Annotated in this window: 16 protein-coding genes; 7 read left to right on the top strand and 9 right to left on the bottom strand. The window is 68.8% G+C overall.

Annotated features, from left to right (window positions below; translation table 11 throughout):
* Positions 1 to 71: 71 nt before the first annotated feature.
* The 3 genes from DIZ26_RS27060 to DIZ26_RS27050 all read right to left on the bottom strand — a co-directional run bounded on the left by DIZ26_RS27060 (position 72) and on the right by DIZ26_RS27050 (position 2,724).
* The gene (locus DIZ26_RS27060; RefSeq protein ID WP_232828621.1) at positions 72 to 788 is read right to left on the bottom strand and encodes an alpha/beta hydrolase; all 717 of its coding nucleotides are present in this window, start codon (positions 786 to 788) and stop codon (positions 72 to 74) included.
* Between the two features lie 146 nt (positions 789 to 934).
* Positions 935 to 1,495 (bottom strand): PH domain-containing protein, encoded by a 561-nt coding sequence (locus DIZ26_RS27055; protein ID WP_112247140.1) that lies wholly within the window; start codon positions 1,493 to 1,495, stop codon positions 935 to 937.
* A 110-nt stretch (positions 1,496 to 1,605) separates the two neighbouring features.
* Positions 1,606 to 2,724 carry an FAD-dependent oxidoreductase gene (locus tag DIZ26_RS27050; RefSeq protein ID WP_112246472.1) on the bottom strand — a complete coding sequence of 373 codons (1,119 nt, stop codon included), beginning with the start codon at positions 2,722 to 2,724 and terminating at the stop codon, positions 1,606 to 1,608.
* A gap of 71 nt (positions 2,725 to 2,795) precedes the next feature.
* On the opposite strand from DIZ26_RS27050, the gene DIZ26_RS27045 reads away from it, so the two are divergent.
* From DIZ26_RS27045 to DIZ26_RS27020, 6 genes are all read left to right on the top strand, one after another.
* On the top strand, positions 2,796 to 3,398 hold the full coding sequence (locus tag DIZ26_RS27045) for a TetR/AcrR family transcriptional regulator (RefSeq protein ID WP_198676305.1): 603 nt from the start codon (positions 2,796 to 2,798) through the stop codon (positions 3,396 to 3,398).
* Positions 3,399 to 3,468: 70 nt separating this feature from the next.
* Complete coding sequence (locus DIZ26_RS27040; RefSeq protein WP_198676304.1) at positions 3,469 to 4,407, top strand: phosphotransferase family protein; 939 nt, start codon at positions 3,469 to 3,471, stop codon at positions 4,405 to 4,407.
* Positions 4,408 to 4,510: 103 nt separating this feature from the next.
* Positions 4,511 to 5,467, top strand: coding sequence for a deoxyribose-phosphate aldolase (gene deoC, locus DIZ26_RS27035; RefSeq protein ID WP_112246468.1), 957 nt, complete (start codon positions 4,511 to 4,513; stop codon positions 5,465 to 5,467).
* A gap of 4 nt (positions 5,468 to 5,471) precedes the next feature.
* Entirely contained in the window at positions 5,472 to 6,908 is a 1,437-nt protein-coding gene (locus DIZ26_RS27030; RefSeq protein WP_112246466.1) for an aldehyde dehydrogenase family protein, read from the top strand.
* Positions 6,898 to 7,773, top strand: a complete 876-nt coding sequence (locus tag DIZ26_RS27025; protein WP_112246464.1) for an aldehyde dehydrogenase family protein — start codon at positions 6,898 to 6,900, stop codon at positions 7,771 to 7,773. The genes DIZ26_RS27030 and DIZ26_RS27025 overlap by 11 nt, the downstream gene beginning before the upstream one ends.
* Positions 7,774 to 7,852: 79 nt before the next feature.
* Positions 7,853 to 8,878, top strand: coding sequence for a S66 family peptidase (locus DIZ26_RS27020; RefSeq protein WP_112246462.1), 1,026 nt, complete (start codon positions 7,853 to 7,855; stop codon positions 8,876 to 8,878).
* A gap of 8 nt (positions 8,879 to 8,886) precedes the next feature.
* Here the strand turns inward: DIZ26_RS27020 and DIZ26_RS27015 are convergent, their stop codons facing one another.
* The 4 genes from DIZ26_RS27015 to DIZ26_RS27005 all read right to left on the bottom strand — a co-directional run bounded on the left by DIZ26_RS27015 (position 8,887) and on the right by DIZ26_RS27005 (position 12,113).
* Complete coding sequence (locus DIZ26_RS27015) at positions 8,887 to 9,516, bottom strand: hypothetical protein (RefSeq protein WP_112246460.1); 630 nt, start codon at positions 9,514 to 9,516, stop codon at positions 8,887 to 8,889.
* Between the two features lie 28 nt (positions 9,517 to 9,544).
* On the bottom strand, positions 9,545 to 10,135 hold the full coding sequence (locus DIZ26_RS38000) for a LuxR C-terminal-related transcriptional regulator (protein ID WP_232828664.1): 591 nt from the start codon (positions 10,133 to 10,135) through the stop codon (positions 9,545 to 9,547).
* 44 nt (positions 10,136 to 10,179) lie between these two features.
* Positions 10,180 to 11,400 carry a sensor histidine kinase gene (locus tag DIZ26_RS37995; protein ID WP_198676302.1) on the bottom strand — a complete coding sequence of 407 codons (1,221 nt, stop codon included), beginning with the start codon at positions 11,398 to 11,400 and terminating at the stop codon, positions 10,180 to 10,182.
* A 173-nt stretch (positions 11,401 to 11,573) separates the two neighbouring features.
* Positions 11,574 to 12,113, bottom strand: coding sequence for an RNA polymerase sigma factor (locus DIZ26_RS27005; protein WP_112246458.1), 540 nt, complete (start codon positions 12,111 to 12,113; stop codon positions 11,574 to 11,576).
* 79 nt (positions 12,114 to 12,192) lie between these two features.
* Here DIZ26_RS27005 and DIZ26_RS27000 point away from each other — a divergent pair, with 79 nt between their 5' ends.
* Positions 12,193 to 13,185, top strand: a complete 993-nt coding sequence (locus tag DIZ26_RS27000; RefSeq protein WP_112246456.1) for a serine/threonine-protein kinase — start codon at positions 12,193 to 12,195, stop codon at positions 13,183 to 13,185.
* 7 nt (positions 13,186 to 13,192) lie between these two features.
* Here the strand turns inward: DIZ26_RS27000 and DIZ26_RS26995 are convergent, their stop codons facing one another.
* On the bottom strand, positions 13,193 to 13,663 hold the full coding sequence (locus tag DIZ26_RS26995; RefSeq protein WP_112246454.1) for a YkvA family protein: 471 nt from the start codon (positions 13,661 to 13,663) through the stop codon (positions 13,193 to 13,195).
* A gap of 37 nt (positions 13,664 to 13,700) precedes the next feature.
* Positions 13,701 to 14,606: a LysR family transcriptional regulator gene (locus DIZ26_RS26990; protein WP_112246452.1), complete on the bottom strand. Its 906-nt coding sequence runs from the start codon at positions 14,604 to 14,606 to the stop codon at positions 13,701 to 13,703.
* Positions 14,607 to 14,611: the final 5 nt, after the last annotated feature.

Here is a 14,611-nt window from a genome sequence, read left to right as displayed (position 1 = left end):
TCTTGGATCACCGAAAGGTTCACCGGGGACGGACATGGGCTCGGACGCAGGTGTTCGGGCCCAAGTTCCCGTCACATCGAGAGTTTCCGGCCGAGAAACTGCAGCTGGTCAGGAAGCATGCGGCGCCAGTAACCGGCGGTATGGCGGCCGGGCTCCATCCCGCCCTCGGCCGGCACCTCGGCCCGGAGCTGCTCTGTCGCGGCGGCGAACGGGTCGTCACGCCCACAGTCGATCCGTATGGCGACGCCCGCGAGATCCGCCGCACGACCGAAGAGCTGGTGCGCCTCGAAGTCGGCCGGACCGTCGTACGAGCCGGGCGTGGTGTCCTTCGCGTGACGCCACAGCGCCGGGCTCATCGCGGCCGCCGCGACCACCCTGGGCGCTTTGACGTCGGCGGCCAGCAGAAGAGCCCCGAAGCCACCCATCGACCAGCCGAGTACGCCGTACCGGCTGGTCAGCAGTCCGCGTTTCGCCAACAGGGGAAGGAATTCCTGGGTCAGCATCCGCTGGGGATCGTCACCGTTCGCGCGCCGGTGCCAGTAGTTGTCGGCGCCGCCGTCGACGGTCGCGAGGGCGAACGGCGGTAGTCCGGCGGACACGGCGGCAGCTAGGTGACGGTCGATGCCGAGGTCGTTGATCGCCGAGGTGTGGTCGCCGCCGCGGCCGTGCAGCACGAGAACGACCGGCATTCTCGCCGGCCGCTGGTCGGGATAGATGATCGACCAGCCGACCTTCGTACGGCGTGCTGCCGAAGCGAAGCTGCCGGACTCTACTCGCCCCGGTGCCACGTCGGGGATCGTCCCGTCCTTGCCGGTCAGGCCCAGTACTTCGTGCGCGCGGGCTCGGCCTGGGATAACGCCGGCTTCGACCAGCCCTGTGGCACCGGCCAGCGCACCGGCTCCGGCGATCGCCGTGATCAGGAAGGCACGGCGGTTCAGCGGAAGAACTCCCCGAGGAGGGCGACCAGCGCGAGGACGGCGATGATCGACAGCTCGGGCCGGGCCCAGGTGGTGACGACCTCACCCTCGGCCGTCGGTCCGTACTGCTGCAGGTGGGACTCGATCCGGTCGACCACGAAGTCCGCGCGCGAGATGGAGCTGTCCGCCTTGAGCTTGCGGCCGCCCACGCGCTGCTTGCGCATGTCCCGCATCACCAGCTGGACGCCGGGGCAGCGGATCTTGCCGAGCTCGGTGTGCACCCGGAGGATGTCGGTCACGTCGACGTCGGTGATCTTGTTCCACGGCACCCGGTGGTCGCGGAAATGGTTGCGGATCGTGAGCGCCTCGGGGGTCAGGTTGATCGACGGCCGCACCAGGCCGGCGTAGGCGCACACCATCAGGATCCCGATCAGCCCGGCGACCATCAGCCCACCCGCGGTCCGCCACTCCAGCACGATGTCGAGCAGCCCGAGCCCGCCGATCGCCATCACCACCACACCGGTGATCCGGTTGGACGTCGACAGGTACTGCTCGTTCTCACTGGTCTTGGACTTCACCGGGACAAGGTAACCGCCCACCCCGACCCGAACCAGAATTCACCGGACACCTCACATACCAGTTAGGCCACGACGACCACGCACAGCAACCACCCGCACACACCGGCCGGTCACGCACCGAGGTCGAGGTTGAAAAGATGCTTGGCGTTCTGGAGTGATTCTTCGACCGCCGCGAGCGCGTGCGGACGGACGTCTCGTTCGTACTCCGGCAGCGAGCCGTCGACCAAAGCCTCGGTGAGGCGGGCCGCGTCCCACAGCGCGGTGTTCGCGCCGGCGCCCGCTGACGGCAGCATCGGGTGGACGGCGTCGCCCAGCAGCGTGATCTTTCCGGTCGGCCAGGAAGCGACCTCGGTGCAGGTGCGTAAGGTGATCGGGAACGCCGCGCTCGGATCGGCCGACGCGACGAGCTCGCCGATCGTCGGGTGCCAGTCGGCGACGTGCTTCTTCACGACACTCCACAGGTCGTCGGGGGCCATGCCGAACAGCTCCTCGTCGGAATGGCCGAGTTGCTCCTGCGTCCCGGTCATCACGGCCATCAGGTAGTCGCCGTACTCCTCCGGCGGCGTCCGGAACAACACCGGCGCGAAGGCCGCACCCGGTCCCTCTCCGTCCGTGACGAAGCAGAATCCACGCAGGAATTCGGCCGGCGCTCGATCACGGACTGCGGGGGTCACCGGGATCTTGCCGTAAATACAGCGGATCCCGCTGTCGATCACCTCGAAGTCGGGCACGAGCTGCGCCCGGACCCGCGAGCCGACTCCATCAGCACCCACGAGGAGATCGGCTGTCTCGGTGCTGCCGTCCGCAAAAGTGAGCTGGACCCGGCCATCCGCGGTCTCGGCGTACGACGTGAACTGCTTGCCGAAGACGAGCACGTCGTCGAGGCCGGTCATCAGCGCGCGGCGGAACGCGTACCGATCGATCGCGCTGACCGTGTCCGGCCCGGCGCCGGGGTAGGCCTGCTCGAAGGTCGGCCGCAGCGAAGTGTCGAACCCGGCCACCAGGTCGCCCGGATGGGTCGCGGTCTCGATCACCCGGCGACGGACAGCCTCCGGCAGTACGGCGGCGAGCGCCTGCTCGCCCACCTCGCTGATGTGGATCCGGTAACCCTGCTTGCGAAAGCGCGCCGACGCGTCGCGCTCGTACACCCGCACGTCGATGCCCGCCTGCTTCAACCCTTGAGCCAGCGCGAGCCCACCGACCCCGGCTCCGACGATCGCCACCTGCATGTTTCCTCCTTATCATCCATTTGGATGATTAAGTTAGCACGATGGTTGACGCCATTGCTAGAGTCGCGTGCATGCACAGAGCGCCAGCTCCCGGCGAACGACAGCGCGACGCGGAGCGGACCAAACAGCAGCTGATGGACGCGGCGGTGATCGAGTTCGCCGCGCACGGTTTCGGCGGCGCAAGAGTGAGCGAGATCGCCACCCGGGCCGGGGTCAACAAGCAGCTGATCTCGTACTACTTCGGCGGCAAACGCGGTCTCTACCAGGCCATCAGCGCCCGCTGGCGCGCCGGCGAGCAGAGCGTCACCGAGGAAGCAACCACCCTGCCGGACATCGTCGCGGCCTACGCGCGGGAGACCCTCGCCCAACCCGACCTGGCCCGGCTCCTGATCCGCCAGGGCGTCGACCAGGAGGCAGTCGAAGCGGACCGGGAGGCCCAGACCGCCCGCTTCCAGGCGATGCTCACCGACTTCCGATCCCGCCAGAAACAAGGCGAACTCGCCGCCGATCTCGATCCGGCGTACGTCGGCCTGGCGCTGTTCGCTCTGTCGGCCGCGCCGGTGACTTTCCCGCAGATCGCCCAGGCGCTCGGACTTGATCCTTCTGCACCAGACTTCGCAGCCGAGTACGCCGAACAGCTCACGCGAATCGTCAGCCGCCTGTCCGACCGCTGACTCGGCCGACTTCCATGGTCGGCGGGAAATTCCGGTGCATTGCCGAACTGCGAGCCCTAGATTGCGTGGGGTGACCGACGTGCCCTCCGACCTCGCGCAACTCGGCACGCCGATCGGACCGATGATCCGCGTCCACGGCGGATTCGCCAACCGGCTGTACCGGCTCGACACCGACCAGGGGTCGTTCGCGGTGAAGGAGTTGAACCTCGCCGATCGCCGGTCGACCTACCACGTCGAGGACGTGTTCAGGTTCGAGCAGGCGGCCTTCGCGGCCGGAATCCCGATGCCGGAACCGGTCCGGGCTGGTCAGCACCTGCTCGTCCACCGCTGGGTCGAGGGCGAAAAGCTGCCCGAAGCGCCGGTGCCGGCGGCGTACGGGTTCGAGATCGGTGAGATCCTCGCGCGCCTCCACGCACTCGACGTCGACGGGCCGCGCGGGTCGAGCGAGGACCCAGTGGCGCGGGACTGGCCCGAGCTCGCCGAGCGGGCGGTGGCGACCGGACAGCCGTGGGCCGGCGAACTCGCCGCCCAGGTCGAGACCTTCCTCGCGATAGCCCACTTCGTCGACACCTGCGAACGGCCGGGCCCCGTCGTGCTGACCCATCGGGACATCCAGCCGTGGAACCTGCTCGTCCGACACGGTCGGCCCGTGGTACTCGACTGGGAGCTCTCGGGGATGCTCGACCTGTCCGGCGAACTGGGCTCAACCGCACTGAGCCTCGCGAAGGGACCTGGTTTCGACGACATCGAGCCGACGATCTTCCGCTCGGTCCTCGACGGATATGTCGCCGGCGGCGGAACGCTACCGCCGCCGGGCCCGAGCTGGTTCGTCTACCTGATCGGCGGCTGGCTCGGCTTCACGAGATGGAACATCCTCCGCTGCCTCGCAGGCGTCGAAGCGGCCACCGGCCCGGACCTCGCCCTGTCTCACCAGTCGGCACAGGACGGCTTGCGCGGGCTTCCCGAGCTGTTCGACCGCCTCCCGCAACTCGAGGCGCTGCTTGCCTGACAACGCCCCGCCTCGGCAGCCCATGTAGGAGGCGCGGGAGGGGCCGGCGTACGGGGTGTTCTCGGTGCGGGAGAGGGCGAAAAAGCGCAGTAGAGTGGGGTGGGTGACCACTACCGACACTGGCGTCGACAGTCTTGCCGACGTGACCTCGTCCGAGGATCGGCTGCGCCGGTTCCTGCTGGGCCTGCCGGGCGTCGACCAGGTCGGCGCCGAGGCGCGGGCTGCCACGTTGGGAACCAGGTCGATCAAGACGACCGCCAAGGCGTACGCGCTGGATCTGGCGATCCAGATGATCGATCTGACCACGCTGGAAGGTCAGGACACCCCCGGCAAGGTGCGAGCCCTTTGCGCGAAGGCGAAACGGCCCGATCCGGCCGACCCGACCGCGCCGCAGGTGGCCGCGGTCTGTGTGTATCCGGACCTGGTGGCGACCGCGAAGTTCGAGCTCAAGGGCACCGGCATCAACGTGGCGAGTGTCGCAACCGCCTTCCCCAGTGGCCGTTCGAGCCTGGCGATCAAGATCCAGGACACCAAGGACGCGGTCGCGGCAGGTGCCGACGAGGTCGACATGGTGATCGACCGGGGCGCGTTCCTGTCCGGGCGGTACGGGCTGGTCTTCGACGAGATCGCGGCGATCCGCGAGGCGGCCGGTGACGCGCATCTCAAGGTGATCCTGGAGACCGGCGAGCTGGTCACCTACGACAACGTACGGCGTGCGTCGTGGCTGGCGATGCTGGCCGGTGCGGACTTCATCAAGACCTCGACCGGCAAGGTCTCCCCTGCCGCGACGCTTCCGGTGACCCTGGTGATGCTGGAAGCGGTCCGCGACTACCACGAGGCGACCGGACTGCACATCGGCGTCAAGCCCGCGGGCGGCATCCGGACCGCGAAGGACGCGATCAAGTACCTGGTCACCGTCAACGAGACGGCCGGACCGGACTGGCTGGACCCGGAGCTGTTCCGCTTCGGCGCGTCCAGCCTGCTGAACGACCTGCTGATGCAACGCACCAAGCTGGCCACCGGGAACTACCCCGGACCCGACTATTTCACGCTGGACTGAGGGCATGAGCAGATTCGAGTACGCACCCGCGCCGGAGTCGCGCGCGATCGTCGACATCAAGTCGTCGTACGGATTGTTCATCAACGGCGCCTTCACCGAGGCGACCGACGGCAAACCGTTCAAGACGGTCAGCCCCGCCTCGGAGGAGGTGCTGGCCGAGGTCAGCGAGGCCGGTCCGGCCGATGTCGACCGGGCGGTGAAGGCGGCTCGCAAGGCCTACGACAAGGTGTGGGGCCCGATGCCGGGTCGCGACCGCGCGAAGTACCTGTACCGCATCGCCCGGCTGATCCAGGAGCGGTCGCGGGAGCTGGCCGTGCTGGAGTCGCTCGACAACGGCAAGCCGATCCGCGAGTCGCGGGACGTCGACCTGCCGTTGGTGGCAGCGCATTTCTTCTACTACGCGGGCTGGGCGGACAAGCTCGAGTACGCCGGCGCCGGCGAGAACCCGCAGCCGCTCGGGGTCGCCGCGCAGGTGATCCCGTGGAACTTCCCGCTGATGATGCTGGCCTGGAAGATCGCCCCGGCGCTCGCGGCCGGCAACACCGTCGTACTGAAGCCCGCCGAGACGACGCCGCTGACCGCACTCGCGTTCGCCGAGATCTGCCAGCAGGCCGACCTGCCGCCGGGCGTGGTGAACATCATCACCGGCGCCGGCCGGACCGGTCAGGCGCTCGTCGAACACGAAGGTGTCGACAAGGTCGCCTTCACCGGCTCGACCGCGGTCGGCCGCGCGATCGCGAAGTCGGTCGCGGGCACGGACAAGAAGGTCACGCTGGAGCTCGGCGGCAAGGCGGCGAACATCGTCTTCGAGGACGCGCCGATCGACCAGACCGTCGAGGGCATCGTCAACGGCATCTTCTTCAACCAGGGCCACGTCTGCTGTGCGGGCTCGCGGCTGCTGGTCCAGGAGAGTGTGTACGACGAGGTGCTGGCGCGGCTCAAGCGCCGGATGGGCACCCTGCGCGTCGGCGACCCGCTGGACAAGAACACCGACATCGGCGCGATCAACTCCGCCGAGCAACTGGCCCGGATCCGCGAGCTGTCGCAGGTGGGTGAGGACGAGGGCTCGGAGCGCTGGTCGCCCGAGTGCGAGCTGCCCACGCAGGGCTTCTGGTTCCCGCCGACCGTCTTCACCGGCGTGTCCCAGGCGCACCGGATCGCCCGCGAGGAGATCTTCGGCCCGGTGCTGTCGGTGCTCACCTTCCGTACCCCGCAAGAGGCGGTCGAGAAGGCGAACAACACCCCGTTCGGCCTGTCCGCCGGCGTCTGGACCGACAAGGGTTCCCGGATCCTGTGGATGGCGAACCAGTTGCGCGCCGGCGTCGTCTGGGCCAACACGTTCAACCGCTTCGACCCGACCTCGCCGTTCGGCGGCTACAAGGAGTCGGGCTACGGTCGCGAGGGCGGCCGTCATGGTCTGGAGGCCTACCTTGCCCACTAAAGACGGCGCCCGGCTGGATGTGCGCAAGACCTACAAGCTGTACGGCGGCGGCGCCTTCCCGCGCAGCGAATCGGGCCGTTCGTACGTCGTGAACGATGCCAAGGGCAAGTTTCTCGCGAACGCCTCGCAGGCGTCCCGCAAGGACGCCCGGGACGCTGTCGTCGCGGCCCGCAAGGCGTTCGGCGGCTGGTCGGCGAGGACGGCGTACAACCGCGGTCAGGTGCTGTACCGGATCGCCGAGGTGATGGAGGGCCGGCACGAGCAGTTCAGCGCCGAGGTCGCCGCCTCCGAGGGACTGTCCATCGGCAAGGCCCGCGCGCTCGTCGACGCCTCGATCGACCGCTGGGTCTGGTACGCCGGCTGGGCCGACAAGCTGGCCCAGGTGGTCGGCTCGAGCAACCCGGTCGCCGGGCCGTACTTCGACTTCTCGTTGCCCGAGGCAACTGGTGTGGTCGCATTGCTCGCACCGCAGGACTCCAGCCTGCTCGGGCTGACCAGCGTGATCGCGCCGGCGATCGTGTCCGGCAACACCGCGGTCGTGGTCACCTCGTTCGAGCGCCCGTTGCCCGCGGTCACGCTTGGCGAGGTGATGGCGACGTCCGACGTACCGGGTGGGGTGGTCAACATCCTCACCGGGTCCGCTTCGGAGATCGGGCCGTGGCTGGCGGCACACCTCGACGTCAACGCGATCGACCTCGCGGGGGTCACCGACCACGAGGAGGCGACCGCGCTCGAGGCGGCCGCCGCGGAGAACCTCAAGCGGGTACGCCGTCCCGCCGACGAGGACTGGACCGAGTCACCAGGCTTGTCCCGGCTGACGCAGTACCTCGAACTGAAGACGGTCTGGCACCCGATCGGCATCTGAACCACCGCAGCAACGCCAGCGACTCCAGGGCGCCGAAACCGGATGGCCGGTGACGGCGCCCTTCGCATACCGTGACGCCATGTTGTTCGCTGCCAAACCCAAGCCCGGCGACAAGGTCGCGATCGTGTCCCCGTCCGGTGGGCTACAGGAGATCTTCCCAGCGCCGTACGAGCTCGGTCTCGAGCGGCTGCGCGGTTTCGGGCTCGAACCGGTCGAGTATCCGACGACGCGGAAGCTGCGCTCGACGCCGCAGGACCGGGCCGCGGATCTGCACGCGGCCTGGTCGGATCCGTCGATCCGCGCGGTGATCGCCTCGATCGGCGGCGACGATCAGCTCACCGTGCTGAAGCACCTCGATCCGGCGATCTTCCGCGCGGACCCGAAGCCGTTCTTCGGCTACAGCGACAACACGAACCTGCTCAATTTCCTTTACGCCCAAGGGATTCCGGCCTTTCACGGCGGCAGCGTGATGGTCGAGTTCGGCCGCAGCGGCAAGATGCATCCCGACAGCGAGCGCTCCCTGCGCGCCGCCCTGTTCAGCTCCGGCGACTTCGACCTCGCTCCGGGTGCGGGCTGGACCGACCACAACCTCGACTGGGGCAGCCCTGAGTTCGGAACGCCCGAGCCCGAGCTGTTTCCCGCGACGGACTGGACCTGGTACGGCGAATCGCCGGTGAGCGGGAAGCTCTGGGGAGGTTGCCTGGAGATCCTCGACTGGCAACTGGCCGCGAACCGCTGGATGCTCCCGGTCGAGGAGTACTCCGGCATCCTCTTCCTGGAGACCAGCGAGGAGATGCCGTCCGCCGAGACGGTCTACCGGATCCTGCGCAACTTCGGCGAACGCGGCCTGCTCGAACGCTTCGACGCCGTCCTCTGGGGCCGCCCGAAAGCATGGGCCCTGGGCAACGAACTCTCCCGCCCCGACAGCGACACCTACGTCGAGAACCAGTACGCCGCCGCCCGACGCGCACTCTCGGAGTACAACCCCGATGCTTTGCTGGTCACCGGCCTCGACATCGGCCACACCGACCCGCAGTTCGTCCTCCCGTACGGCGGTCACGCGGCGCTCGACCCGGCGAGCCGCCGCATCACCGTCACGTACTGACCGTCGCGTCAGGTAGCGCGGATGTCGGTGTGGGTGAGCGGCGTGTTGGGATCGGGGTAGCAGGCGACCGCGGACTTGATCGTGACGAACTTCCACTTGATGGTCGCCTGCAGGTTGAGCCCCGGATTGTCGAAACTGCTGCCCTGCAACCTGGTCTCGATCGCCCCCGACTGGCCCGCGCGCAACTTCACCGTCAGCCTCGGCAACTGGTAACCGGCCCCACCGGGAATCGGCCCGGACACCTTGATCGTGACGACACCGTTGGCCGCCTCCACGGCCGGCGTCGACCCGAGCCCGGATCCACCGCTCAGAGTAGCTCCGACGAAGCTGGAGTTCGCCGGCACCGGCACCCGCAACGACAGATCCCGAACCTCCTTCACCTTGAACCCCTTGACCTCCCCAGGCAACGAGCCGGCATCCGCGTCGACGACGATGTCGAACACCGCGCCAGGCTGCACCACCCCCGGCGCCGAAGCCGCCACTCCTTGCCGCAAGGAGAACTGCTGCCGCCCGAACTTTGTGTCCGCCTGGCACCGATAACCCACCGCCGCGGGCCCCGCCACCGCCGGCACGGCACTGAGAACCAGCGCGAGCCCTACGACGAACGACATCCGCACCTGACCGCATAGAGTAGTCATACAACTACTGTAAGTCACAGGACTGTCTTCATCGATTGAGATAGCTCAGGACAGCCAGCACCCGCCGGTTGTCGTCATCGGTGTTGGGCAGCTCGAGCTTGCCGAAGATGGCGGCGATGTGTTTGGTGACGGCGCTGGTGGAGATGGTCAGCTGCTGACTGATCGCGGCATTCGAGCGACCCGCCGCCATCAGTTCCAGGACGTCGCGCTCGCGCGGGGTCAGCTCCGAGGTGCGGCCCCGGGCGTCGCCTCGGCTGAGCAGCTTGGCGACCACCTGCGGGTCCATCGCCGTACCGCCACGGGCCACCGAGCGGACCGCTTCGACGAACTGTTCGGTGTTGAAGACCCGGTCCTTCAGCAGGTACCCGATCGCGCCCTCGCCATCGGCCAGGAGTTCGCGGGCGTACAGCTGTTCGACGTACTGCGACAAGACCAGGACCGGGAAGCCCGGTTGCCGCCGGCGCGCCTCGATCGCCTCCTGCAGGCCTTCGTCGGTGAACGAGGGCGGCAGCCGTACGTCGACGACCGCGATGTCGGGCTGTTCGTCGATCAGCGCCTTCCGCAGGGATGGACCGTTGTCCACCGCGGCCACGACGGTGAAGCCGTTCTCGGTCAGCATCCGGACGAGCCCGTCGCGGAGCAGGAACAGGTCCTCGGCGAGCACTACGCGGAGCTGATCGCGCACGGCACCTCCAACCGGACGTGGGTCGGCCCACCGACCGGGCTGTCGACCGTCAGGGTGCCGTCGAACACGGCCAGCCGGCTTTCGATGCCGCGCAGGCCGGTCCCGTCGGCCGGGTCCGCGCCGCCGTCGCCGTTGTCGACCACGTCGCAGCTCAGCACTCCGTCGCGATAGCCCAGCCGGATCCGCACCTCGGCCGCCGGACCGACATGCTTGGCGGCATTGGTGAGCAGTTCGTTGACGGCAAAGTAGACCGCCGACTCCACTGGCAGGGACGGGCGTCCGGGCAGGTCCGCCGAGACCTCGGCGTCGACGAGCGAGTCCAGCGCCGAGGCGCGAATCGCATCGGCGAGACCGCGGTCGGCCAGGACCGGCGGATGAACACCGCGGACCAGGTCGCGTAGCTCGTCGAGCGCCTTCGACGAAGTGTCTCTGGCCGCGGTCACCAGCCGGCGGGCCGCTTCCGGATCCTCGTCGAACAATCGCTCCGCGGCTCCCAGGCTCATCCCGAGAGAGACCAGCCTGGCCTGTGCCCCGTCGTGCAGGTCGCGCTCGATCCGCCGCAACTCGGCGGCCTGGGCGCCGACGCTGTCCGCGCGGGTCTCGGCCAGTGACTCGACGCGTCGTTCCAGCCGGCTGGTTCGCGACGAGCCGAGCAGGTCGGCGGACCAGCGGGCGCGCAGGTGCAGGAGCGGTACTCCGATGTACAGGCCGAAGGCGATCATGAGGAAGCCGACGGGGATCGCCGCCAGCGCGGTCGCGGTCGAGGTCACATGGATGACGCCGTACGAGTTCGTGCCGCCGGCCCGCTCGTTCGCCTTCCAGACGAACGGCTGCACGGCGACGCCGTACACGCCGAACAAGGGCATGCCGAGCGCGAGCGCGGCAGCCCAGGTGCCGATGGCCGGATCGAGGAAGGCCCAGAGCAGATCGCGCCATGTGCTGCGCGCCTTGAGCAACGAGATTGTGCCGGACTCTTCGCCGTACGGACGCTCGACCTCGACACCGGCGAGCCGGACCAGCCGGCGCGCCAGATCGGCGACTCCGCGGAGCAGCGCAACCGCTGGCGGAAAGAGAAACCAGCCGATGCCGACCAGCATCAGCAGCGCACTGACGACCACCAGCGCGCCCGCTACCAGGCCGGCGACAGAGACGCAGAGCACCGCCAAGGCCCGCGGCAACGCCATCAGCCGGAATCTCATCGTCGTCCCCCTCTCGGGCTGCTGCCCGCGCCACCGTAGGTCATCGAGGTGCCACTCGCTCGTCCCATTCCCCCAGTTTCAAGGCAGCGCCTGAGGCCGCCATTGCGCCTGACTCCCCGTGCAACCTGCACTTATCTACACCCCAGGTTTCGTTGCTAAGGGCAACGTCGCCGTCAGCGGATGGTGAGGTGTTCGGCTACTTCTTTGCGGGCCTGGTGGATGCGGGCTTTGACGGTGCCTAGGGGGACGGAGAGTTCGGCGGCGATCTCGGCGTAGCTGAGGGCGCCGAGGTCGCGTAGTACGAGGGGCTGGACGAGCTGGGGGTGGTTGGACTCGAGCGCTTCGAGAGCCTCCAGCAGGTCGAGCCGGGAGCCTGCGATCACCGAGGTGGTTCGCGGGTCGACCGACTCGGGCAGTACTTCGGCCGACTGCTCGACCGAGCGGCGCTTCAGCGAGCGGTAGGTCTGACGGGCGCAGTTGGTCGCGACCACGGTGAGCCAGCCGGCGAAGCTGCCGGTCCCTCGGAAGGTGTGGATCTTGGTCGCCACCGTCATCAGGGTGTCCTGGACGGCTTCCTCGGCGTCTTCGCGATGCGGCAGGAACTTGGCCACCCGGCGCTGCACCTGCGGCCTGATCTCCTGCAGGATCTGGGCAAGCGCGGCCTCGTCGCCACCCGCTGCCCGAGCGGCAAGACCTTCCAGTTCCTCGTTCATACTCCCCCAGCGGCCCCGTGCTCGCGGTCATCCTGCCCGGTGTTCGCCTTGATCCTCTCCGTCACCGACAATAGCCGGAATGGATGTCATCGGACGCTACCGGCTGCAGTCGAAGATCGGCGCGGGTGCTTTCGCCACGGTCTGGCGCGGGTACGACGACGATCTCGACATCGACGTGGCGGTCAAGGTGCTGGCCGAGAACTGGGCGTCGCGCACTGACGTCCGGGAGCGGTTCCTGGCCGAGGCGCGGCTGATGCGCCGGATCGCCAGCGACCGGGTGGTCCGGGTGTTCGACCTCGGCCAGCTCCCCGACGGCCGGCCGTACTTCGTGATGGACCACATCGGCGGCGGCAGCCTGGCCGACATCATCAAACGAGGCCCGATCCCGCCCGCGGACGCGCTCTGGTGGGGCGCGGACCTGGCCAGGGCCGTCGCGGCGCTGCACGAGGAGGGCGTCGTCCATCGCGACATCACCCCGGCCAACCTGCTGCTCCGCCCGACCCGCGCGGACCAGACCGGCGGCGGGACGCACCGGATCGTGCTGGCCGACCTCGGCCTGGCGAAACGCGTCGCGGAGGCGTCCGGGCTCACCCAGGCCGTCGGCACCCCGTCGTACATGGCGCCGGAGCAGGGCAGGGAGTCGGGCGGCTTCGACGAGCGAGCCGATGTGTATGCGATCGGTGCGGTGACGTATGCGCTGCTCACCGGACGACCGCCGTACGCCGTGTCGTCGATCACCGACGTCCTGAATCGCGACCCTGACGCCGACCCGCCGAGCCTGCGCCCGTGGCTGGGCGACTCCGTCGGCGATATCGACGCCATTCTTGCCCGGACCCTCGCCTACCGGGTCGACGAGCGGTGGCAGCGGGCCGATTCGCTGGCCGAGCGGCTCGAAGCGGAGGCCTACCGGGTGGAGCAGGAAACCCCGACACCGGTCGGCCTCGCTAGCGGGGAAGGGACCACGACGGCCCCTGTCAGCAGACCTCGTCGGCGCCGGTTGCCGATCCTGGTGATGCTGCCGCTTCTGCTCGTACTGGCAGGCGCCGGCGGCTGGTTCCTCTCCGGTCGCTGAAACCGTTTTAGAGGTAGGGGCGTTTCGCGCGGTCGCGTTCGTGACGCAGATACAGGCCTGCCGCCGTGGAGACGCTGCTGAACAGCCAGACCGCGACTCCGGCGTCGTCGGCGACCCCGATGATCGGCAGCAGGTCCGGCAGGACGTCGATCGGCGACACCAGGTAGAGCAGTGCGAACAGCCACAACGCCAGCCTGCTCTTCGGCAGCCCAGGATAGGCACCACTTCGCGCTGCCCGGATCAGTCGCGGCAGCGCCTGAGCGCGCTCGATGACGTTCCCGACCGGCTCCGGCTCACCCCGGGCAGCCCGCCGACGCCGGCCGACCACCCGGCGTACGACGCCTAGCCCGGCGACCGCCGCACCCAGGACCAGCAGCACGACGCCGATGCCCACGGGCGATGCACCGACGACATCGCCGTGCCGGAAGATGAGCGTCGCCAGTCCCATCACCGCCAGGAACCCACCGAAAACCACCATCCATCGACTGTAATGCCGCGCGGCAGTACGCGCCGGGTTACTCCGGTTGCGCGGCGAGGTGGAGATGGTGGGCCAGCGCCTTCACGGCGTGGCCCGGCCGGCGGCTGGCGTAGCAGAGCAGGTGCTGCCGAGTGGCCCACGGATCGCGGAGCGGCCGGACCGCGAGCGGCGCGGTCCCTGGGTCGCCGATGCGAGTCGGGGAGTCGACGGTACGGCGAGGGACGATCGCGAGACCGGCGCCGGCGGTCGCGAGGGCGATGACGGTATGAAGGTTCGGCGCGAGCGTTCGGTAGCGCGGGACCGGGGCATGCGGGCCGAGTTGCTTGTCGATCCAGCGACGCAGGGCCGTCGACGGGTGCAGGCCGACCATCGGATGCTCGGCGGCCTCGGCGTACGTCATCGTCGTACGGTCGGCGAGGATGCCGTCGGCCGGCCCGATCACCACGAGCGAGTCGTCGGCCAGGAATTCGGTCCGCAGTTCGGTCGGTTGCTCGTCGACGACGACACCCAGGTCGGCGTTGCCTTCGGCAAGCATCCGGAGACTCTGCGGCGTGCGCTGCTCCGACACCGTCACGTCGTACTCGGGATACTCACGCAGGAACGACGCAAGAGCCTGCGGTACCACGCGGTGTAGGCCGGACGTACCCGCCACGATGACCAACGGTCGCGTCCGAGGCGCGGTGTAGCTCGCGACAGCGCTGTCGAGCTGCGCCGTCTGCGCCAGTACTTCGCGCGCGTGGCGAGCCAGCGTCGCGCCGGCCGGAGTCGGTCGAACCCCGCGCCGCTCGCGAATCAGCAGCGGTACGCCCGCGTGCCCTTCGAGCGCCCTGACCCGCGCACTCGCCGAAGGCAGACTCAGATGCGCCAGAGCCGCACCGGCCGTGATCGATCCCTCTGCAACGATGTGTACGAACAGCCGCAGGTCCTCCAGGTCGTAGCGCATATTGC

This window comes from Kribbella monticola, from assembly GCF_003261635.1.
GTDB lineage: Bacteria > Actinomycetota > Actinomycetes > Propionibacteriales > Kribbellaceae > Kribbella > Kribbella monticola.
The sequence above is the reverse complement of the archived record's forward strand: the minus strand, read 5'-3'. Positions and strand labels throughout refer to the sequence as shown.

Bases quoted from the DNA above. Each gene is read 5' to 3' on its own strand.
- DIZ26_RS27050 (WP_112246472.1), bottom strand. From the start codon at position 2,724: ATGCAGGTGGCGATCGTCGGAGCCGGGGTCGGTGGGCTCGCGCTGGCT.
- DIZ26_RS27045 (WP_198676305.1), top strand. From the start codon at position 2,796: ATGCACAGAGCGCCAGCTCCCGGCGAACGACAGCGCGACGCGGAGCGG.
- DIZ26_RS27030 (WP_112246466.1), top strand. From the start codon at position 5,472: ATGAGCAGATTCGAGTACGCACCCGCGCCGGAGTCGCGCGCGATCGTC.
- DIZ26_RS27020 (WP_112246462.1), top strand. From the start codon at position 7,853: ATGTTGTTCGCTGCCAAACCCAAGCCCGGCGACAAGGTCGCGATCGTG.
- DIZ26_RS27015 (WP_112246460.1), bottom strand. From the start codon at position 9,516: ATGACTACTCTATGCGGTCAGGTGCGGATGTCGTTCGTCGTAGGGCTC.
- DIZ26_RS38000 (WP_232828664.1), bottom strand. From the start codon at position 10,135: ATGCTGACCGAGAACGGCTTCACCGTCGTGGCCGCGGTGGACAACGGT.
- DIZ26_RS37995 (WP_198676302.1), bottom strand. From the start codon at position 11,400: ATGAGATTCCGGCTGATGGCGTTGCCGCGGGCCTTGGCGGTGCTCTGC.
- DIZ26_RS27005 (WP_112246458.1), bottom strand. From the start codon at position 12,113: ATGAACGAGGAACTGGAAGGTCTTGCCGCTCGGGCAGCGGGTGGCGAC.
- DIZ26_RS27000 (WP_112246456.1), top strand. From the start codon at position 12,193: ATGGATGTCATCGGACGCTACCGGCTGCAGTCGAAGATCGGCGCGGGT.
- DIZ26_RS26995 (WP_112246454.1), bottom strand. From the start codon at position 13,663: ATGGTGGTTTTCGGTGGGTTCCTGGCGGTGATGGGACTGGCGACGCTC.
- DIZ26_RS26990 (WP_112246452.1), bottom strand. From the start codon at position 14,606: ATGCGCTACGACCTGGAGGACCTGCGGCTGTTCGTACACATCGTTGCA.